This window comes from Martinezella rhizogenes, from assembly GCF_007002745.1.
Lineage (GTDB): Bacteria > Pseudomonadota > Alphaproteobacteria > Rhizobiales > Rhizobiaceae > Agrobacterium > Agrobacterium cucumeris.
On record NZ_SGNY01000002.1, the window covers coordinates 590,782 to 612,132 of the forward strand.

At 58.1% G+C, this 21,351-nt stretch carries 18 protein-coding genes; 8 read left to right on the forward strand and 10 right to left on the reverse strand.

Annotated elements, in window-relative coordinates:
- The first annotated feature begins 137 nt into the window (after nt 1-137).
- Nucleotides 138-1,313: a DUF3095 domain-containing protein gene (locus EXN68_RS08510; RefSeq protein ID WP_142840414.1), complete on the forward strand. Its 1,176-nt coding sequence runs from the start codon at nt 138-140 to the stop codon at nt 1,311-1,313.
- 138 nt (nt 1,314-1,451) lie between these two features.
- Here EXN68_RS08510 and EXN68_RS08515 read toward each other — a convergent pair whose 3' ends face one another.
- From EXN68_RS08515 to EXN68_RS08535, 4 genes are all read right to left on the reverse strand, one after another.
- Nucleotides 1,452-1,775, reverse strand: a complete 324-nt coding sequence (locus EXN68_RS08515; protein ID WP_046797913.1) for an ArsR/SmtB family transcription factor — start codon at nt 1,773-1,775, stop codon at nt 1,452-1,454.
- Nucleotides 1,776-2,319: 544 nt separating this feature from the next.
- A complete protein-coding gene (gene choV / locus EXN68_RS08525) occupies nt 2,320-3,366 on the reverse strand; it encodes a choline ABC transporter ATP-binding protein (protein ID WP_142840415.1) in 1,047 nt (348 codons plus the stop codon).
- Entirely contained in the window at nt 3,363-4,214 is an 852-nt protein-coding gene (gene choW, locus EXN68_RS08530; protein ID WP_142840687.1) for a choline ABC transporter permease subunit, read from the reverse strand. Before choW ends, choV begins: the two co-directional genes overlap by 4 nt.
- Before the next feature lie 187 nt (nt 4,215-4,401).
- Nucleotides 4,402-5,304 (reverse strand): choline ABC transporter substrate-binding protein, encoded by a 903-nt coding sequence (locus tag EXN68_RS08535; protein WP_404944520.1) that lies wholly within the window; start codon nt 5,302-5,304, stop codon nt 4,402-4,404.
- Nucleotides 5,305-5,689: 385 nt separating this feature from the next.
- Here EXN68_RS08535 and EXN68_RS08540 point away from each other — a divergent pair, with 385 nt between their 5' ends.
- The 3 genes from EXN68_RS08540 to EXN68_RS08550 all read left to right on the forward strand — a co-directional run bounded on the left by EXN68_RS08540 (nt 5,690) and on the right by EXN68_RS08550 (nt 8,236).
- Entirely contained in the window at nt 5,690-6,271 is a 582-nt protein-coding gene (locus EXN68_RS08540) for a thymidine kinase (RefSeq protein ID WP_142840417.1), read from the forward strand.
- 113 nt (nt 6,272-6,384) lie between these two features.
- A complete protein-coding gene (locus EXN68_RS08545) occupies nt 6,385-6,837 on the forward strand; it encodes a pseudoazurin (RefSeq protein ID WP_065113916.1) in 453 nt (150 codons plus the stop codon).
- A gap of 241 nt (nt 6,838-7,078) precedes the next feature.
- Nucleotides 7,079-8,236, forward strand: coding sequence for a DUF2333 family protein (locus EXN68_RS08550; protein ID WP_142840418.1), 1,158 nt, complete (start codon nt 7,079-7,081; stop codon nt 8,234-8,236).
- A gap of 27 nt (nt 8,237-8,263) precedes the next feature.
- Here EXN68_RS08550 and EXN68_RS08555 read toward each other — a convergent pair whose 3' ends face one another.
- Both EXN68_RS08555 and EXN68_RS08560 read right to left on the reverse strand, forming a co-directional pair.
- Nucleotides 8,264-8,980 (reverse strand): helix-turn-helix transcriptional regulator, encoded by a 717-nt coding sequence (locus EXN68_RS08555; protein WP_142840419.1) that lies wholly within the window; start codon nt 8,978-8,980, stop codon nt 8,264-8,266.
- A 100-nt stretch (nt 8,981-9,080) separates the two neighbouring features.
- Entirely contained in the window at nt 9,081-9,602 is a 522-nt protein-coding gene (locus EXN68_RS08560) for a TIGR00645 family protein (protein WP_142840420.1), read from the reverse strand.
- A gap of 351 nt (nt 9,603-9,953) precedes the next feature.
- Between EXN68_RS08560 and EXN68_RS08565 the strand changes: the two genes are divergently transcribed.
- Nucleotides 9,954-12,197, forward strand: coding sequence for a TonB-dependent hemoglobin/transferrin/lactoferrin family receptor (locus EXN68_RS08565; protein WP_142840421.1), 2,244 nt, complete (start codon nt 9,954-9,956; stop codon nt 12,195-12,197).
- Between the two features lie 56 nt (nt 12,198-12,253).
- Here EXN68_RS08565 and EXN68_RS08570 read toward each other — a convergent pair whose 3' ends face one another.
- A complete protein-coding gene (locus tag EXN68_RS08570; RefSeq protein WP_142840422.1) occupies nt 12,254-13,162 on the reverse strand; it encodes an extensin-like domain-containing protein in 909 nt (302 codons plus the stop codon).
- A 282-nt stretch (nt 13,163-13,444) separates the two neighbouring features.
- On the opposite strand from EXN68_RS08570, the gene EXN68_RS08575 reads away from it, so the two are divergent.
- Together EXN68_RS08575 and EXN68_RS08580 are read left to right on the forward strand one after the other, a co-directional pair.
- A complete protein-coding gene (locus tag EXN68_RS08575; RefSeq protein ID WP_142840423.1) occupies nt 13,445-15,634 on the forward strand; it encodes an anthranilate synthase in 2,190 nt (729 codons plus the stop codon).
- Nucleotides 15,631-16,143 carry a GNAT family N-acetyltransferase gene (locus EXN68_RS08580; protein WP_161991244.1) on the forward strand — a complete coding sequence of 171 codons (513 nt, stop codon included), beginning with the start codon at nt 15,631-15,633 and terminating at the stop codon, nt 16,141-16,143. The genes EXN68_RS08575 and EXN68_RS08580 overlap by 4 nt, the downstream gene beginning before the upstream one ends.
- On the opposite strand, the gene EXN68_RS08585 is transcribed toward EXN68_RS08580, so the two are convergent.
- Complete coding sequence (locus EXN68_RS08585; protein WP_142840424.1) at nt 16,140-17,087, reverse strand: cyclic di-GMP phosphodiesterase; 948 nt, start codon at nt 17,085-17,087, stop codon at nt 16,140-16,142. The two genes, EXN68_RS08580 and EXN68_RS08585, sit on opposite strands and share 4 nt — an antisense overlap.
- 272 nt (nt 17,088-17,359) lie before the next feature.
- On the opposite strand from EXN68_RS08585, the gene ade reads away from it, so the two are divergent.
- Entirely contained in the window at nt 17,360-19,054 is a 1,695-nt protein-coding gene (ade, locus tag EXN68_RS08590; protein ID WP_142840425.1) for an adenine deaminase, read from the forward strand.
- A gap of 100 nt (nt 19,055-19,154) precedes the next feature.
- On the opposite strand, the gene aac(6') is transcribed toward ade, so the two are convergent.
- Nucleotides 19,155-19,607: an aminoglycoside 6'-N-acetyltransferase gene (gene aac(6'), locus EXN68_RS08595; protein ID WP_142840426.1), complete on the reverse strand. Its 453-nt coding sequence runs from the start codon at nt 19,605-19,607 to the stop codon at nt 19,155-19,157.
- On the reverse strand, nt 19,604-21,268 hold the full coding sequence (bglA, locus tag EXN68_RS08600; RefSeq protein ID WP_142840427.1) for a beta-galactosidase BglA: 1,665 nt from the start codon (nt 21,266-21,268) through the stop codon (nt 19,604-19,606). The genes aac(6') and bglA overlap by 4 nt, the downstream gene beginning before the upstream one ends.
- Nucleotides 21,269-21,351: the final 83 nt, after the last annotated feature.

Sequence of the window (21,351 nt, forward strand, 5' to 3'; positions counted from 1 at the left end):
ATGCAAGTCACCTTTGTTGGATAAGGTCTATTACCTGTAAATCAATCGCCCCGCCCGTCATGATTGCGCTATCAGAACCTATAATCGACCCTTCGTAAACCCTTGGCGTTTGGCTGCCAGAAGTGGATAATACCGGCATGATCGCAGCAGATGACGCATTTCTGACGGGCCTTCCCGTCTTCCGGCATTTTGAGGACGTGGCAGACCCGGCGCTTTACCGCGCCCTGCCGCCGGGATGGGGCCTGGCCATCGCCGATATCGTCGATTCGACGGCCGCGATCGGTGCCGGCAGGTACAAGTCCGTCAACATGGCTGGCGCGGCGGTCATATCAGGCGTCTCGAACAGTCTTGGCCGCCATGACCTGCCATTCGTCTTTGGTGGCGATGGCGCCGCCGTCGCCGTGCCGGCAAATGGAATGCCGCTTGCGGGCATCGCCCTTTCGAACGTTCAGCGCTGGGTGAAGGACGACCTTGACCTTTCGATGCGGGTTGCCCTGGTGCCGATCGAAGACATCCGCACAAACGGCTTCGATGTCAGGGTCGCACGCTTTCAGGCAAGCCAAGATGTTTCCTATGCAATGTTTTCGGGCGGCGGCAACAGCTGGGCGGAAGCGCAGATGAAGGCCGGGCAATATACCCTGCCAGCCGCCGCAGCGGGTGAGCGGCCGGATCTCACGGGCCTCTCATGCCGCTGGAACCCCATTCCGGCCACCCATGGCAAGGTGGTGTCGATCATCGCCGTGCCGGGACCGTCGCAGGATATGCCCGCCTTCCGGCAACTGGTCGTCGATCTCGTTGATCTGGCCGCCCAGGATGCCAGACATGGCCACCCCGTGCCGGAGGATGGACCGAAACTCGGTTTTGTCGGAGAAGGCCTCGGTCTCGAAGCAAAGGCTGGCGCTGCCTATCACGATGGCTGGGGGCAGAAGCGCCGTTCGCTGCGCATCCTCGGCGAAAGCCTGCTCGTCAATCTTCTCGGCCTGACCGGGGTGTCGCTCGGGCGGTTCAATGCGGAGCGTTACCGACGCTCGGTGGCCAGCAACACCGATTTCAGGAAATTCGATGACGGCCTGAAGATGACGGTGGACATAGACGCCGCGCGGCTCGAAAAAATCCATGCCCGTCTGGAACAGGCCCGCCTGTCTGGAACCTGTTATTTTGGCCTGCACGAACAGGAGGCCGCCCTGATGACCTGTATCGTGCCCTCGCCGCTTTCGCGGGATCACATGCATTTCGTGGACGGTGCGGACGGCGGATATGCGGCAGCGTCAAGCCGCCTCAAACAACAGATGCAGGCGGCGCTATCCCCATAAGACCCGCCGGTGTGAGAGGTACACCTCTTAAGCCTGATGGCCCTCCGATCCAGACGCAGGACCTGAAAACGAAAAACCGGCGTCGTGCGCCGGTTTCAACGGATATGTTGCCGCGAAGGCCTGAAAATGGCCGTGGGATCAAGCGGCGGTCTTGCTGCTGCTCTTCTGCACCTGGCAATAAATTTCCTCGAGGGAGGCGAGGATTTTTTTGACGGATTCGGAGTTGCTGGAATAATAGATGGTCTGCGCATCCCGTCGTGTCTTGACCAGCCGTTGCGCACGCAATTTGGAAAGATGCTGCGAAAGAGCGGACTGGCTGAGGCCAACCTGCGAAGCGAGAACACCGACCGGCACTTCCGTATCCACCAGCGTGCATAAGATCATCAGGCGCTTGGGATTCGCCATCGCTGAGAGCAAGTCTGCAGCGGCGATGCTATGTTCCGACAGAGATTGGTTATCCATACGCTCAAGTCTCCTGATGACAGTCGGAAAGACCGTCATGGTGGCTATAATAGGTGTTCCAAAAGAAGTTTTTATAATTCGGCGGATACGTTGTATATACCTAAATCTTGCTTATATCGTGTCCCTTTCAAAGACTATTCTTGACCATTTATTTACTTAAGACATCGCGACTAAATTATAATCTTTTTGCCTGATTTTTATCAATTTAGCAATAACCTTATGTATTAGCAGTAGTATTTATAAGCAGTAAACGATCAAAATTTGAGCGTATAAATCTTGACGACCAGTGCCCGGTTTTGAGGCTGCAATCTTATACCACCTTAAATTTAGCAACGGCCTACAGAATCTAGATTAACTTTGCGCAATTTTCTCGAAATTTGCAATATGATTTTTATTAGTAATTATTTTCATGCATAACTTATGATACCAAAAATATTCTTTGCTACCGTGGGAAGGTATAACTTGCGCCGCAGGCCCGCTTTAAAAGCATAAAGGGCCCTCCATCACGGAAGGCCCTTTTTTGCTTTTTCACCGCGGGGGAATATTATTTTTTGCGATGCCGGGTCAGCCCGGTCACGATCTCGTCGGCGGAGATTGTGCCTATGATCGCGCCATTGTCGACGACACCGATCGCGCCCGAATGCTTCGCAAGCGCATCGAGAATGTCGATCAGCGGCGATGACGCAAGCGCGGTGGCGGCCACGGTCAGTCGCCCGTTTCGCTCGTCGACACCGGGCTTCATCACGTCGGCGGCGGTGAGCATCGAGATCGGGTTCATGTTCTGCACGAAGTCAGCGACATATTGCGTGGCCGGCTGCTTGACGATCTGCTGCGGCGTACCGCACTGGATGATACGTCCGCCTTCCATCATGGCGATGCGATTGCCGATGCGGAATGCTTCGTCCAGATCGTGACTGACGAAGAGAATGGTCTTCTTCAGCCGGCTCTGGAATTCCAGAAGCTCATCCTGCAAACGGCTCCTGATCAGCGGATCGAGCGCCGAAAACGGCTCGTCCATTAAGAGAATCGGCGCGCCGGTGGCGAAGGCACGGGCCAGCCCCACGCGCTGCTGCATGCCGCCGGAAAGTTCTCCCACCTTGCGGTCGGCCCAGGCGGAGAGGTTCACCAGTTCCAGCTGCTCGGCCACCATGCGTTTGCGCTCTGCTTCCGGTACGCCGGAAAGCTCGAGCCCGAAACCGACATTGTCGGCCACATTGCGCCAGGGCAGAAGGCCGAATTGCTGGAAGACCATGGAAACCGTGTGCGTGCGCAGGTCGCGCAACGCCTTCGCCGGGCAGCGATAGGGATCGACATAACCGGACTTGGTCTTCACACCGACATTGCCGCGCACCACCGGCGCCAGACCATTGACGGCGCGAAGCAGCGTCGATTTGCCGGATCCGGAAAGCCCCATGAGCACAAGGATTTCGCCTTCACTCACCGACAGCGAGGCATTGGCAACACCGAGCACCAGCCCGGTTTCGTTATTGATCTCGTCGCGGGTACTGCCTCTGTCGATCATCGGCAGGGCGGCATCGGGCCGGTCGCCGAAAACGATATCGACATTTCCGAAGATGATGGCGTCGCTCATAGGTCATCCTCCGCGCCGGGAAGTCGGAAAAGCCGGTCGAGAACGATCGCCAGTATGACGATGCACAGCCCTGCCTCGAAGCCCATGGAGATGTTGACGGTGTTGAGCGCGCGCACCACCGGTACGCCGAGCCCGTTGGCGCCGACGAGAGCGGAGATGACCACCATCGACAGTGACAGCATGATCGTCTGGGTCAGGCCCGCCATGATCTGCGGCGCGGCGAAGGGAAGCTCCACCTTGCGCAGAACCTGGGACGGCGTCGCACCGAAGGCGACCGCCGCCTCCACCAGCGCCGGTGGCGTCGAGACGATGCCGAGGCGGGTAAGCCGCACGGGGGCCGGGATGGCGAAGATGACGGTGGCGATGAGCCCGGGAACCATGCCGAGGCCGAAAAGCACCAGCGCCGGGATAAGATAAACGAAGGTCGGGATGGTCTGCATCAGGTCCAGCACCGGGCGCATGCCGGCATAAATCCATTTGCGCCGCGCCGCCAATATGCCGAGCGGTATGCCGATGATCATGCACACGGCGCTCGCGGCCATCACCAGCGCCAGCGTTTCCGTCGTGGCTTTCCAGTAACCGAGATTGATGATGAGCAACAGGCCGAGCGCCGTGAAGAGCGGCATACCGACAGACCGGCGTGTCCAGGCCGAAAGCGCCGTCACTATCGCGACGATGATCAGCGGATGCGGCGCCTGTAAGACATAAAGCAGGGCGTTGATGACGCTTTGGAAGATGAAAGAAAGCCAATCGAAGAAAAAAGCGAGATTGCCGGTCAGCCAATCGATGGCCTCCTTGGCATATCGGCCGACAGGCAGGCGGTTTTCAGGAGCGCTGAGCCATTCCACGGTAAGAAAAGACCTTTCGTGAACAAATGCAGAAACGACGGCCGGCAGCGGGACTGCCGGGCGCGGTGCTGGCGCGTGACCTGCGATGCGGCAAAATTCGCCGGCTGAGGTCATGCATGGGCATCGTTATTTCCCGCTGCAATCCGGCCTGTCGCACAGGCCGGACGCAGTCATGCATAGTCTTGCGTTAAAGGCCCAGTGCCTTCTTGGCGGCGGGCAAGGCGTCGGCACTACCGTCCCTGGTCTTGACGTTTGCGAGCCAGGGCTCGATCGCTGCCGGATTGGCCTTCAGCCAGGCGGTCGCTGCCGCTTCGCCCTCAAGGCCGTCATTCAGGATCTTGCCCATGATCTCGTTTTCCATGGGCAGGGAAAATTGCAGGTTCTTCAGAAACGCGCCGACATTCGGGCACTCCTCGACATAACCCTTGCGCACATTGGTATGGATCGTCGCGCCCCCGAGATTGGGGCCGAAGACCTCGTCGCCACCGGTCAGGTAGGTCAGCTTGAAATTCGCATTCATCGGGTGCGGTTCCCAGCCGAGGAAGACGATCGGCTCGCCGGATTTTTCCGCACGGGCAACCTGCGACAGCATGCCCTGTTCGGAAGACTCCACCACCTCGAATGATTTCAGGCCGAAACTATCCTTGGCCACCATGTCGAGGATCAGGCGATTGCCGTCATTGCCCGGCTCGATGCCGTAAATCTTGCCGCCGAGATCGGCGCTATGGGCGGCGATATCCTTGAAGTCCTTGATACCGAGTTCGGCACCCTTGGCGTTAGTCGCCAGCGTGTATTTGGCGCCCGTCAGGTTTTCACGCAGCGTCTCAACAGATTTGTCTTCGCGGTAAGGCGCGATATCGCCTTCCATGGTCGGCATCCAGTTGCCGAGGAAGACATCGATGTCCTTGTTTTTCAAGGATGTATAGGTAACGGGTACGGAGAGAAGCTTGACGTCGGTTTCATAACCCAGGCTTTTCAGGAGTACGGTGGCGGTCGCCGTTGTGGCCGTGATGTCGGTCCAGCCAACATCTGAGAAACGCACCGTACCGCAACTTGCCGGCTCGGCGGCACCGGCCGCGCTGAACGTCATGGAGGAGATTGCTGCGGCCAGGGCCAGACAGCGGCTTCTATTTGCAAACATTGTTTGCTCCCTTTTTTTTCGTTCCCTTGCCATTATCAATATCTGCCGGCCACAATCAACTCGCGTGCATTTGCGTGCTTTGGCCCACCGTTTGCGACAAAACCGTGAAAATGTCGGCCTTCAACCGTGTAATGTCGAGAATGGCAGGCCGCGGAAATCTGTGTTTTTTCCATCTCCGCACTTTTCAACCCGCTTCTTCGCCGTCAAAAGACGCAGATTGCAGCATCGGCTCGGGAATGAGAATCGGTTTTGCAAGGCGCGATGCGCCGATTCAGAAAATTGGAGCATGGTTGCGACGCGTCTGACGAACGCAAAGGCGCTCCGGGAGTGGATAATGGCAAAACTCTATTTCAATTATTCGACGATGAATGCCGGCAAATCGACCATGCTGCTGCAGGCGTCCTATAATTATCAGGAACGCGGCATGCGCACCCTGATCTTCACGGCCGCCTTCGACAACCGGGCGGGCGTCGGTCGCGTCGCCTCGCGCATCGGCCTGTCCTCCGACGCCCTGACCTTCGATGAAAATACCGACCTCTTCGCCGAGGTATCGGCCCTTAATGCCGAAGCGCCGGTCGCCTGCGTTTTCATCGACGAAGCCAACTTTCTCTCCGAACACCATGTCTGGCAGCTGGCCAACATTGCCGACAGGCTGAATATTCCGGTCATGACCTATGGCCTGCGCACGGATTTTCAGGGCAAGCTATTCCCCGCCTCGAAGGAACTGCTCGCCATCGCCGACGAGCTTCGCGAAATCCGCACCATCTGCCATTGCGGTCGCAAGGCGACGATGGTGGCCCGTTTCGACAATGAAGGAAAGGTCGTGACGGAAGGCGCGCAGATCGAGGTCGGCGGCAATGAAAAATACGTTTCCTTCTGCCGCCGCCATTGGGTGGAGACCATCAAGGGCGGCTAAGCCTCTGCGTCCGGTTGCCGCATTTGATTTTTCGCAAAGATGGCTGCCCTGCTCCTGCGCTAAGACGAGGACGACACATTCGCGTGGATGTGCTTTCTCTCAGGAGCAAAATTATGCAGAACAAAACTGCCAAATTCGCCAGCCTCGCCATCATCGCAGGCCTTTTCGCCTTTCCCGCCCTCTCGGCTGAAATCGAAGTAAAGATGCTCAACAAGGGCAGCGACGGCCAGGCGATGGTCTTCGAACCGGCAACCGTCAAGGCCGCCGTCGGTGACGTCATCACCTTCGTTCCGGTCGACAAGGGCCATGATGCGGCAGCCGTCAAGGAAATGATCCCCGAGGGCGTCGCCGACTTCAAGGGCAAGATGAACGAGACGGTGAAGGTGACGGTCGACAAGGAAGGCGCTTATGTCGTCAAATGCACACCGCATCTGGGCATGGGCATGGTCGCTCTCATTGTCGTTGGCGACGCACCGCCGGCCAATCTGGATGCTGTCAAGAACGGCAAGCTGCCGAAGAAAGCCCGTGACCGGCTGAATGCCGAGATCACCAAACTCGGCCTGTAACCGCATATCCCCGCGGCTCCGCGCCGGCAATATCCGGTTAAGCAGTCTGAGCATGCCGGAATGGCCGACGCGGACCGCAGGTTGAGAAAAGTTTCGCAATCATGTTGTATCCCGGTTGACCGGGACATATCTGGAAGACAGTAAATGACCGTGGTTTTTCCGAAGCACCGAAGGGCGCCCGGTTGAACCGCGGATTTTTCTTCCGGCGTCCAGCCCCACGGGCAGAGGAGACTATGACGACATGATCGACCGGATCACCGCATTGATTCAGGCAGCCTTCAGCGCCATCGGCAAGGCCGCCGGCATGGTCGTCGCCTGGCTTTTGTGGCCCTTCATGGCCGCCCATGGCTGGTATCGCGACCGCAACTGGATCATCAAGGGACCGATCGCTCTGGTTCTCATCCTGCTTGCCGGCTTCTACGGATATTTCGTCTGGCAGACGCAGGTCTGGAGCAATTTCGACCCGGATTACATTTCCCGTTACAAGCTGGCCGAACGCACCGTGCCGCCCGGACAGGAATTGCCGGCAGCCACCCCGGCTGCAGCCGCCGGCGCCACCGGCGCTGCCGCCAACACGTCCGCACCCGTGTGCCAGCGATCCGCCATCGTCGATGCCGCCGCTGATCTCACCGATTTCAACGTCAACCAGAACGCATGGATTTCCTCCATGCTGCTTTACCGTCTCGGCCTCTTCGGCATGGATTGGGACAGCACGCCGTTTCTGGATAACAAGGCTTCGTTCCAGCGTGGCGTGAACCAGGCCGTGCGCCGCACCTCGGTGGAACTGGTGGATACGCTCGGCCGCGTGCGCGGCACCTCTGGTATCAACAACAATCTCCAGGAAGCGCGTGGCAACATGCAGTTCAGCGAATATTCCTGGTATTTCGGCCTTGATCCCTTCGGTCCGAAGACGCCGACACCCAGCTACTACCGCGCCGCCATCCGCAGTTTCCAGGCTTTCAACGGCGAACTGACCGCCTGCAAAGCGGTTTTCGATACCCGCGCCGACAACCTCATCCAGTTCATCGACCGCATTGCCGGCGATATCGGCTCCACATCGGCAATTCTGCGCGAGCGTTCGGAGAACTATAATGGCGGCTGGTTCGACACCCGCGCCGACGACCGTTTCTGGTTCGCCTATGGCCAGCTCTACGGTTATTACGGCGTGCTTTCGGCCGCCGGATCGGACTTCGCGCAGGTCATCCGCGAGCGTAACCTCACCAACCTGTGGAACGACACGCTGGTGCAGACCCGCGCGGCGCTGCGCATCCAGCCGGCGATCATTTCCAACGGCGAGGAAAGCGGCTGGATCATGCCCTCGCATCTCGCCACCATGGGATTTTACGTGCTGCGGGTTCGCTCGAACCTCGTCGAGCTCCGTTCCGTTCTCGACCGCTGACAATGATGCCGGCCCTTTGCGGCCGGCTCAATCTATCAGGCGCTGACGTATGGTCTTTGCCACCAGTTGCGTGCGGTTGACGCAGTCGAGCTTGCGCATGGCGTTGTTCATATAGGTATTGACGGTGTGCTCCGAGATGGAGAGAAGCTCGGCGATCTCCACGGAGGTCTTGCCCTGCGCGGTCCAGCGCACCACATCGAGCTCCCGTTTCGTCAAGGGTGACGGGCTTTTGGAGCCGATGCGGCAAAGACGGTCATAGACCTCCAGAGCATGCAGCACGATCATGCCCAGTTCATTCAGCGATGCCTGTGAGAGGGCATCGCGATCGCCGGCAAAATTCATCAGATGCCGGTTTCCGCTCATGCCGCTGACCGGCACCATGAGCCCGGAGGTGATGCCGATGCTGCCGAGCGATGCCCCCGCTTCCGCCAGGGTTCCGCAGGCAATATCCGCGTCGTCCAGCGACCAGTATTGCGGCATCATCGATGAGGCGCCACGCTTGATAACGGGACACTCGCCAAGCGCACCATTCGCCGTCATCGCATTCACAACCCAGACCGGCAGGCTGCTTTCCACAACTGTTGGCAAGGCATAGGCATTGCTGCCGCCGGGTAATTTCATCAGTGTCACATGCGCATAACCGAACGCGCGCATTACCTCTAGCAGCGCCATCAGCCATTGCTGCCTGTCGGCAGCGGCCGACAGGTCACGGCAAAGTCTGGCCTGGCGCTCCGTTTTCGACATTCAGCCACCACCACCCGATGGGCGCAAAATGCCCCAATGTGAGGAACAGACAGCAAAGGCGAAGACGGTTGCGACCTTCATGACCGGCGGACCACCTGAATTAAAGCGCGGGTTTTTCGGACTTGCCCTTTGGCTTGGCCATCAGTTTTTCCAGAAAACCGAGCATAACCGCCGAGACGACAAAAGCCAGATGAATGATGGTGAACCACATCAGCTTGCTGTCCGAATATTGGTTGGCGTTGAGGAATATCTGCAGCAGATGGATGGACGAAATCGCCACGATCGACGATGCGACCTTGATCTTCAGACTGCCGGCATCGAGCTTGCCAAGAAACGAAACCTCGTCATCCGCATTGTCGAAGCGGCTGACGAAATTCTCGTAACCGGAAATCATCACCATGACGATCAGGCTGGCGACCAGCGCCGCATCGATCAACCCAAGCATGGCGAGGATCATATCCGACTCGTCATAAATAAAGACGTTTTTTGCAACCTTCAGGAATTTGAGCGCGAAGGAAAACGCATAAACCGCCAGCGCCGCGACAAGCCCGAGATAAAAAACGACGAGCAGCCAGCGGCTGGAGAGGATGATCCGCTCGACGAGCAGTTCAAGAGACTTCATTTCCGTATCCGATAATAATCTGTTTACTGTTGGAGCATGCTTTCTTTCGCCATGTAAACTGGCTGCGAATATCCTAGCAAGCGGCAATGTCGGGACTTTGGCGGCACCATGGCGTTTTTGCCGCATTCAGCGGCTGGAAGACGCCACGACAGCTCGTAACATTTCTGCAACATACCGTTATGCTTTAAAACATGATGCGAAAAGTCATATATAATATGTTGACAGTTATCATCATGTTTTCTAGTCCTCACCTATCGGCTCGCCCGTAACAATTCAGAACATTTTCAGCCGCGCACAAGTGCGGCGCGTTTTCGCGCGCCGTGTTTATCCGCGCGCATACCGGGGGTACTAATGTCCATCTCGCGCACACATTCCGCGCTGCTTCTGTGCACTGCCATGTCTCTTCTGCCGCTTGCCGGCCCTGCACGGGCGCAGGATGCCGCTTCGCAGGCGAACGGCACGACGACGCTTGAAAAGATCGTGGTCAAGGGCAAGCGCGTTAAAAGCGCCAACGCCGCTGCCGATACGCCGCTGGCAAGCCAGACGACGGCGGAAGAGATTCGCAAGAAGGATATCGGCAGCATCAAGAATCTTGGAAACACCACCGAGCCAGGCGTCGATTTCATCGAAGCCAAGCCCGGCAAGCCTGGTGGCCTGTTCATTCGCGGCCTCGGCGGCGCACGCGTCGTGACACTGATCGACAATATCCCCGTCCCCTTCTTTGAAAACTTCGCTCGCCAGGGTCAGGCCACCACCACGTTAAGCAATACGAATTCGAGCTTTGATTTCTCATCGCTTTCGACGGTTGATGTGGTGCGCGGCGCCGACTCCAGCCGTATCGGCTCCGGCGCTCTCGGTGGTGCGCTCGTGCTGCGCACACTCGAGCCGGAAGACCTGATCGGCGAAGGCAAGGATTGGGGCGGCGTTGCCAAAACCACCTATGACAGTGAGGACAGAAGCGTCGGCGGCTCGCTTGCCGTTGCCAAGAAGATCGAGAACACCTCTGTTCTCTTCCAGGGCTCCTACAAGCGTGGTAACGAGACGGATAACAAGGGCACGGACGATATCTACGGATTGCGCCGCACCAAGCCCAACCCCGCCGATACCTATGAAAGCAACCTGATGTTCAAGATCCGTCAGGATCTTGAAGGCGGCCATCGCATCGGCCTGACAGCAGAGCGTTACTCGCTGAGAAACCGCAGCGACATGAAAACCCTGCAGGGCGTCAGCATAACGGGCACGGGATCGAGCTATCGGATCGGCGACTACCGCGGCTATGAGAATACGGAGCGAGATCGCGTATCTCTCGACTACGAATACGAAGCACCTTCGACCGACGGCCTGATCGATGCCGCCAATCTGTCGCTTTACTGGACGCGCCTCTCCAAGGAATCCGGTGCTGGCGACCGACTGACCAACAATTCGCTCTATATTCGCGAAGACAGCATGCGCAACAGCGCATTTGGTATCGTCGGCGGCCTTGAATCCGGCTTCGAACTCGGCGGCGTGCAGCACACGGTCCGTTTCGGCGGCAACGCCATGACGACCGATTTCAGCCAGGAGCTTTACGCCAATACGGCCGGAGTGACGTCTTCGTCGCAGTCCGACATGCCTGACGTGAGCGGCAAGAGTCTCGGTCTTTATCTCGATGACGAAATCGCCTTCGGCAATGGCTTCCGCCTTACCCCCGGTTTGCGCTTCGATTCCTATGATTACGATCCGGATGGTTCGGTATCCAGCAACAGCGGCTACAGAACCTTCGGTCTGCCGAGTGGCAACAGCGGCTCGCGTTTCTCGCCAAAACTGCTCGCGACCTATGACCTCACCCCCGAGGTGCAGCTTTTCGCACAATGGTCCATGGCTTACCGTGCACCGACCATTAACGAGCTTTATCTGAACTTCTCGAACATCACTTCGGGCGGATATGCCGTTATCGGCAATTCCGAACTGAAGCCAGAAACGAGCAATGGTTTCGAAATCGGCGCGAACTACGCCTCCGGCGATCTTGCCGGAAGCCTGACGCTGTTCCACAACAAGTACAAGAATTTCATCGAGCAATATACGACGACCACCAACCTCTTCTCCTTCAGAGGGTCGCCGGGAAGCCTGTTCACCTATCGCAACCGCAACAATGTCGAAATCTCCGGTGTGGAAGCCAAGGTGCGCAAGGAGCTCGCAAACGGCTTCTTCGCCCACGCCTCGCTTGCTTACGCCTATGGCAAAGACACCGACACGAATGAGTTCATTCGCACGGTTGCGCCGTTCAAATCCGTCCTCGGCGTCGGCTACGAGCAGGAAACCTGGGGCACGGAATTCACGGGCGTCTTCTCATCCGGCATGCGTGACGACAAGGTGGCCAACACCTTCGATGCCCCCGGTTACGGCGTCTTCAACCTGAGTGGCTGGTGGGAGCCTGAACAGACGAAGGGCCTGCGTATTCAGGCCGGCATCTACAACCTGTTCGACAGGAAGTATTGGAATGCCGTCGGTGTCCGCGACATCAACCCCAACACCGCCAGCACCGTCAACCAGCCGGTTGATTTCTATTCCGAAGCCGGACGCACCTTCAAAATCTCTCTGACCCAGAAATTCTAAAACCGGGCAGAAATATCATCTCCAGTCGGGGCGGCCTTCGGGTCGCCCCTTTTTTGTCAGCGGCAATAGAGGTAGCTGCCCTTGCGTTCCAGGACGTCGAGATGCAGGTGATCCTGATGGGTGGCATCGCTGCCGGGGGAAAGAACGGTGCGAAAGAACAGGCAGGCGGCGGCCGTAATCGTCCGTTGGAAGGCGCCTTCCGGCGTCGCGTCCTCGCCGCGCGGTTTCATCACCAGCGGCTCGCCCTTATCGAAGCCGATGGTGGAAATATCCACCGCATTGCCCTTGGCATGTTCGGAAATCTTGCCCGTTTCGGCACTGTTACGGTTGCGGCAGATATAGGTCGAGGCATTGGCGATCGCCGTCACCTTCTTCTCCGGCAGGGCAAGGGCTGCCGCCGGCAGCATCATCTCCTTGGTCCAGCGGGAAAGGGCAAGCGCGGTTTCACAGCGCATGGTGCCTGAAGGTTCGAGCTTGATGCCGGGCAGAACCGTGGAAAGCTCAATCGGCGCTTCAATGCCGCAGCCCTGTTCCTCGTCCCGGATCGGCTCAAGCTTTTTGAATTCCGCGCCGATTTCCTTCAGAGCACCGAGGCAGGCCTCAAGTGCTGCCGGGTCTTCCGGCTTTACCGGCTCCGGCGGTTTTTCCTCCGGTTTCGCCGCTTCGTCAGCCGGTTTCTGTTGTTCCCCGCCGTTCTTGCCCTCGCTTTTCCCCTTCGCATCATCCGAACCCTTATCAGCGGGTGTCTTTTCACCATCCGGCTTCTGCTCTTCCGGAGCCTGCGGCTTTGGGACCGGTTTCGGCGCTTCCACCGGATCTTGCGCCTTTTCCTCAGCGGGTTTTTCCGGGGGGGTGGAGGATTGCGCCGCACCCGGTTTGGGCTGTGGCACGGGCACCTGGGGCGGCGGTTCCGAGGCGGAAATCAATGCGAGGCTGGCTACCAGAAGACACAGGCGATGAAGCATTATACGGGGTACTCCTGACCGTTTCGGCAGGAGAGCAACGCAGCAGCGGCAGGTAAGGTTCATTCCCCCACCGAAATCCGCTTGCCAAGGCGGATCGTGCACGCTAACAATTTTCCCATGAATATCGTGTCTATGAACATTGCTAACTGGTGGTGGAGCAGCTTTACGCGGCCTTGACCAGTCATGTCTTCAGACAAAGTCCAAGCCGCCCGAATTTTCAGGCGGCTTTTTTGTTATTTTGCCGCCTGTCATCGGGCCTGAACAACAGGAAGTACGAAAGAAATGGTAACGATCATTCAGGATGACGGAGCGGAAACCTACGAGACGAAAGGCGACATAAAAGTCAGCCGGAAGCGTCGGCCCGCCGATTACGCCAGCGCCATCGATAATTACATCGAAAAGCTCGATTCCCATCGCGGCGCGGTTTTTTCGTCCAACTATGAATATCCCGGCCGTTACACCCGCTGGGACACGGCCATTATCGACCCACCGCTCGGCATTTCCTGTTTTGGCCGCAAGATGTGGATCGAGGCCTATAATGGCCGTGGCGAAGTGCTGCTCGGCTTCATCACCGAAAAGCTGAAGACGACACCCGATCTTACCCTCGGCGCTTCCACCACGCGCCGTCTCGATCTTACTGTCAATGAGCCGGACCGCGTCTTCACCGAAGAGGAACGCTCGAAAATCCCGACCGTCTTCACGGCGCTCAGAGCCATCGTCGATCTCTTCTATTCGAATGCGGATTCGGCCATCGGCCTGTTCGGCGCCTTCGGTTACGATCTCGCTTTCCAGTTCGATGCGATCAAGCTGTCGCTGGCACGCCCGGAAGACCAGCGCGACATGGTGCTCTACCTGCCGGATGAAATCCTCGTCGTTGACCACTATTCCGCCAAGGCCTGGATCGACCGTTACGACTTCGAAAAGGCCGGCGTGACGACGGACGGCAAGTCCTCCGACATTACGCCCGAGCCCTTCAAGACCACCGATACGATCCCGCCCAAGGGCGACCACCGTCCAGGCGAATATTCCGAACTGGTGGTCAAGGCCAAGGAAAGCTTCCGCCGCGGCGACCTGTTCGAGGTCGTTCCCGGCCAGAAATTCATGGAGCGTTGCGAAAGCAATCCGTCGGCGATTTCACGCCGCCTGAAGGCGATCAACCCGTCGCCCTATTCCTTCTTCATCAATCTCGGCCATCAGGAATATCTGGTCGGCGCCTCGCCGGAAATGTTCGTGCGCGTCTCCGGCCGCCGCATCGAGACCTGCCCGATTTCAGGCACCATCAAGCGCGGTGACGATCCGATTGCCGACAGCGAACAGATCCTGAAGCTGCTCAATTCGAAAAAGGACGAATCCGAACTGACCATGTGTTCGGATGTGGACCGCAACGACAAGAGCCGCGTCTGCGAACCGGGTTCGGTGAAGGTCATCGGCCGCCGCCAGATCGAGATGTATTCGCGCCTCATCCACACCGTTGACCACATCGAGGGCCGTCTGCGCGACGATATGGACGCCTTTGACGGCTTCCTCAGCCACGCCTGGGCCGTCACCGTCACTGGCGCACCGAAGCTCTGGGCGATGCGCTTCATCGAAGGCCATGAAAAGAGCCCGCGCGCCTGGTATGGCGGCGCAATCGGCATGGTCGGCTTTAACGGCGACATGAACACCGGGCTGACGCTGCGCACCATCCGCATCAAGGATGGCATCGCCGAAGTGCGCGCCGGTGCGACGCTGCTTAACGATTCCAATCCGCAGGAAGAAGAAGCAGAAACCGAACTGAAGGCTTCCGCCATGATATCAGCCATTCGTGATGCCAAGGGCACCAACTCTGCCGCCACCAAACGCGATGCCGCCAAGGTTGGCACCGGCGTCAAGATCCTGCTCGTCGACCACGAGGACAGCTTCGTGCACACGCTGGCGAATTATTTCCGCCAGACGGGCGCCACTGTCTCCACCGTCAGATCGCCGGTCGCTGCGGACGTGTTCGATCGCTTCCAGCCCGATCTGGTCGTTCTGTCTCCCGGCCCCGGCAGCCCGACGGATTTCGACTGCAAGGCAACGATCAAGGCCGCCCGCGCCCGTGACCTGCCGATCTTCGGTGTGTGCCTTGGCCTTCAGGCCCTGGCAGAAGCCTATGGCGGCGAGTTGCGCCAGCTTGCAGTGCCGATGCACGGCAAGCCCTCGCGCATTCGCGTACTGGAACCCGGTCTGGTCTTCTCCGGTCTCGGCAAGGAAGTCACCGTTGGCCGTTACCATTCGATCTTCGCCGATCCCACCACCCTGCCGCGTGATTTCATCATCACCGCGGAAAGCGAGGACGGCACGATCATGGGTATCGAACACGCCAAGGAGCCGGTGGCCGCCGTTCAGTTCCACCCGGAATCGATCATGACGCTCGGCCAGGATGCCGGCATGCGGATGATCGAAAACGTCGTGGTCCATCTGACCCGCAAGGCGAAGACGAAGGCGGCATGATGGTTGCTGCCGACACCATCAGCATCGAACCCATCCGGGCGGAGCACGTTGAAAGCTTTCATCGTGCTCTCGATGCGGTGTCGCGCGAGCGGAAGTATCTGAGCTTTCTGGAGGCGCCGCCGCTCGAAGCGGTGCGCGCCTTCGTGCATGACATGATCGAAAACGGCCATCCGCAATTCGTGGCGATTGTGGACGATGAAGTTATTGGCTGGTGCGATATTCGCCGCGTGAGCAGAGAAACCCGCGCCCATTGCGGCACGCTCGGCATGGGTATCCTGCCAGCCTATCGTGACAAGGGACTGGGTGCGCGGCTGATGCGGCGGACGCTTGATGCCGCCCGTCAATGTGGGCTGCATCGTATTGAATTAAGCGTGCATGGGGACAATGCCAGAGCCATTGCGCTTTATGAAAAAATCGGCTTCGTGCATGAAGGCCGGTCACGCGACGCCGTTCTGATCGACGGGCATTACATCGACAGCCTGCAGATGGCGGTCATCTTCGGCGATTAAGCCCTCGGCAGCGAGGCTGAGATGCAGAGCGCGAACTTCTTCAGAAGCTGCACATCGAAATGGCCTTCACGGCGCAGCATCCAGGTCAGCGCATCATTCGCCGTCCACGGCTTCTTGTAAGGCCGGACCGAAGTGACGGCATCATAGACATCGCAGATCGCCGCAATGCGGGCGTAAAGGCTGATCTCGGCACCAGACCGGCCGCTTGGATAACCACCGCCATCCATCCGCTCGTGGTGATTGAAGCAGACATCCAGAACCATCTCCGGCATCTGATCGTTACGCGACAGGATTTCCCGGCCGAAGGCGGGATGGAGATTGATGATCTCCCGCTCACTGGAGCTAAGACCATCCGCCTTGTTGAGGATCGACGAGGGAATTTCCACCTTGCCGATATCATGCAGCAGGCCGCTGATCCCCAGCAGATCCACCGTTGCCTTGTCCAGCCCGAGATAGCAGCCGAAATGCATCATCAAACCGCTGACGGAAACCGAATGCACGAAAGTTGTTTCGTCTTTCGATTTCAGGCGGGTGACGCCGATGAAGATCGCGGGGTTCGACTGCACCGCTTCGGAAATCTTGCTCGTTTCTGCCGCCACGCCTTTCAGCGAGACACCACCGCCGGCTTCTGCGACCGCAAAGGTCTGCGCAACCGCATCGGCTGCCGAACGAACGGCATGGCTGACGGCCACCGTGGTTTCGGAGGAATTGCCCGGTTTTACTGATGCAGGTCCGCCAACGCCTGACCTTCCCTCGACATCATTTCCCCTGGCCGTATTGATGACGATGCTTTCCGCGCCGCTCGATTTCAGCTGGCGCACCACATCCTCATGCCGCAGGAGAAACCGATGTCGCTGCATAACCTGCCGGTTTGACAGCGTTCCCTCGACCGCTTCGATAAACATGCCAACAGTTAATTGCCGGGTGGAAATTCGCTTGAGCATCAGACGCTTTTATTTTCCTTCCCGGGAATGATAACGTGACCCGCTATTGGTAAAGACCAACGTAAAACCAGCCTTGAGACGGATAAAGATAAGCCCGCCGAACTATTTAACTCTGCAACACAGAACATAAGATAGCACGAATATGAAAATTATTTACTCAGGATATATTTAAAAACCGAAGAATCAATCTGAATAAAGCAAGAAACAACCTTAGAATGTAGATATTCAGAATTCTCGCTTACGACGTAAACCAGGAGCTGAAGAAGAACCGCATGAATTCGAAACTAGAAACGCGCATCGATCAGGGTACTGGCCGTGAACCGGCAGATATGATTCTCAAAGGCGGACGCTTCTTCGACCTGGTGACCGGGGAACTTGTTGCTTCGGATATCGCCATCTGCGGCGATACCATCGTCGGTACCTGCGAGAACTATGAAGGCCGTCGCGAAGTCGATATTACCGGCAAGATTGTCGTTCCGGGTTTCATCGATACGCATCTTCATATCGAATCATCGCTCGTCACCCCCCATGAGTTCGACCGCTGCGTTTTGCCTTATGGCGTCACGACGGCCATTTGCGACCCGCATGAGATTGCCAATGTTCTGGGGGTGGAAGGGCTGCAATTCTTCCTCGACAGCGCCATGGAAACCATCATGGACATCCGTGTGCAGCTATCCTCCTGCGTGCCCGCGACCCATCTGGAAACCTCGGGCGCCGATCTGCCGATCGAGAAACTTTTGCCGTTCCGCAATCACCCGAAGGTCATCGGGCTTGCCGAATTCATGAATTTTCCCGGCGTCATCCATAAAGACCCGGTGTGCATGGCAAAACTGGAGGCCTTTCAGGGGCAACATATCGACGGCCACGCGCCGCTTCTGTCAGGCACTGCGCTGAATGGCTATCTCGCCGCCGGCATCCGCACCGAACATGAATGCACGAATGCACCGGAAGCGCTCGAAAAAATCCGCAAGGGCATGCATATTCTGGTGCGCGAAGGCTCGGTCTCGAAAGACCTGCATGCCCTGATGCCTGTTATCACCGAGCGCCTGTCGCCCTATCTAGCGTTGTGCACGGATGATCGCAATCCGCTCGATATCGCCGAACAGGGCCATCTCGATTATATGATCCGCACCGCCATCGCCAGCGGTGTGGAGCCCCTCGCCATCTACCGCGCCGCCTCGATTTCCGCCGCAAAGGCCTTCGGCCTGCGCGACCGTGGTCTCATCGCGCCCGGCTGGCGCGCCGATCTCGTGGTCATCGACAGCCTGCAGAACTGCAAGGCCAGCATGGTGCTTTCCGGCGGCAGGATCGTCGATGACGCCCTGTTTGCCACCCGCAAGCCGGTCGCCCCCGTTGGGCTTGATAGCGTCAAGGCAAGACCGGTGCTCGCTTCCCATTTCGGCGTGCCTGTCACCGAAGGCGAAACACCCGTCATGGGCGTGCTTCCCGGCAAGATCATCACCGAACATCGCCGCTATAAACTGCCGACGGATGGCAACCAGACGACAGTCGATCTCGAGAACGACATCATCAAGGTCGCCGTCATCGAACGCCACGGCAAGAACGGCAACCATGCCAATGGTTTCGTGCAGGGCTTCGGCCTGAAGAAAGGCGCCATCGCCTCCACCGTCGGCCATGACAGCCACAATATCTGCGTCGTCGGCGTCGGTGAGGACGACATGGCGCTGGCTGCCAACCGGCTCGGCGAAATCAAGGGTGGTTTCGTGGTGGTCGAAGACGGCAAGGTGACCGGCGAAATCCCGCTCCCCGTCGCCGGCCTCATGAGCCTCGAACCCTATGAGACGGTGCGCGACACACTGCACACGCTCAGAAAAGCAGCCTATGCGCTCGGCACCACGCTGGAAGAGCCCTTCCTGCAGGTCGCCTTCCTGCCCCTGCCCGTTATCCCGCATCTGAAGATTTCGGATATGGGCATGGTGGACGTGGACCGGTTTGCGCTGATTTGATTGACCGGAAAACATCCCGGCTGGGCGGATGAAATGCCGATCCCTATTCCTGTGCTTGTCACAAGAGTGGAGGATCGGCAAAAATCATTGTGTCTCCCCTTCAATCCGAGGGCAGCAGCTTGCGGAAATAAACCACCCGTTCCGTTTCCTCAAACCCCAGCGCCGCATGCATGCGATGTGAATCGACGTTTGCAATATCGGCATCGGAAGCAAGCTCGCTCACACCCTGACGAACCGCCCAGCGGGTCACTTCGGCCACCAGTGCGGCAGCAATGCCTTGGCCGCGAAACGCCTCCTCGACATAAATTCCCTCAAGAAATGCCACGGGCGTGGTATCGCAGCCATTAACGTAGTCCCGCCGCAGGCTGACCTCGGCAAAACCGATTGCCACTCCGGCCGGATCATGGACAATCAATCCAGCCCCGGTTTCGGAGACGTCCTGCAATTCCGTCATATGTTCGGCGGGCGAGGTATCCGGCCACAGGCGATGTCGCAAAAGCGACCAGTCATCTCGATGGTCGGCGGCATTTCCAATGATGAATTGGCCACTCATGTGACAACCCCACAAAACACATCCAGCCCCTCGAGCTTCACGATATCAGCATCGAATAGCGGCGCAAAACCCGGCATCGGCAGGATATCCGTGACACGCATCGTCTTGGGCACGGGAAATTCAACCGGCTCGCGGGTGAGGTTGAAAACAAATAGCAGTTTTTCGTCACCCTTGCTGCGCGTGAAGGCCAGTACATCGAGATTGGTCTTGATGAAGTGTATGTCCCCGTCACGCAATGCGCCATGGCTTTTACGGAAGGACAAAACCGCACGGTAATGGTTCAGCACCGAATCCGGCTTGCGCTCCTGCGCATCCACAGCCTGCATGGCATGAACATAGGGCACTGGCAGCCACGGCTTTTCAGCGCTTGAAAACCCGGAATTCGGCTTGCCGGTCTCCCACACCATCGGCGTGCGGCATCCATCACGCCCCTTGAAGGCCGGCCAGAAACGAATGCCATATGGGTCGCGCAGGTCCTCAAAGGCAAGCTCGGCCTCCGTCAGCCCCAGCTCCTCACCCTGATAAAGGCATATGGAACCGCGCAGGCTGGCAAGAACGCAGATGGCGAGCTTCGCCACCCGCGTCTGTTCCTCCACGCTTTCGGAAAAGCGGCTGAGGTGACGCACCACATCATGGTTGGAAAAGGCCCAGCACACCCAGCCATCCGTCACCACCTTGCCGAAGGTCTCGACCGAACCGCGCAGGTGTTTTGCGCTGAAATCCGGCCCCAGCAGGTCAAAAGTGTAGCACATGTTGAGCTTGTCATTACCGGACGTATAGGAGGCAACCGTCTTCAGTGATCGAGCCCCATCGCCCACCTCTCCCACCGTGGCGCGGCCCTCATATTCATCGAGCAACGCCCGGAAGCGTTTGAGAAAGGCAACATTTTCCGGCCGCGTCTTGTCGTAGAGATGGTCCTGCATGCCGTAAGGATTGACGTCTGAGGCATCGAGACCAAAGCTCTCCTCGTCGAAAAGCGGCGGGTTATCACGCAGCAGCTTGTCATGGAAATAGTGGTTGACGGTATCGAGCCGGAAACCGTCAACGCCGCGATCCAGCCAGAACCGCACGGTTTCCAGGAGCGCGTCCTGAACCTCGGGATTGTGGAAATTGAGATCCGGCTGCGAGGCAAGGAAGCTGTGCATGTAATATTGCTTGCGCACGCCGTCCCATTCCCATGCCGGCCCGCCAAACACGGAAAGCCAGTTGGTGGGCGCCGTACCATCAGGCTTCGGATTGGCCCAGACATACCAGTCGGCCTTGCTGTTCGTCCGGCTCGCCCGGCTGTCCACAAACCAAGGATGCTGATCCGACGTGTGTGAAATCACCTGGTCAATGATGACCTTCAACCCCAGCCGATGCGCTTCCGCCATCAGCGCATCGAAATCGGCAAGCGTGCCGAACAACGGATCGACATTGCAATAATCGGAAACATCGTAACCCATATCGGCCATGGGCGAAGTGAAGAACGGCGAGAGCCAGATGGCATCAACGCCAAGCGACGCGATATAGGGCAGCCGTTTCGTCACCCCGGCGAGATCGCCATAACCGTCGCCGGTCGTATCCTGAAACGAGCGCGGATAGACCTGATAGATCACCGCTCCCTTCCACCAGTCCGATTGCGCTTGAGGTTTGTGGACCGGGGCATGGGGTAGCGTCATCGGCAATCTCCTGATGTGTCTGGCGGGAGAATATAAAGCCTGTGCGGCCGCGTAAACCGGAACTTCGCACACGCACAATCGGC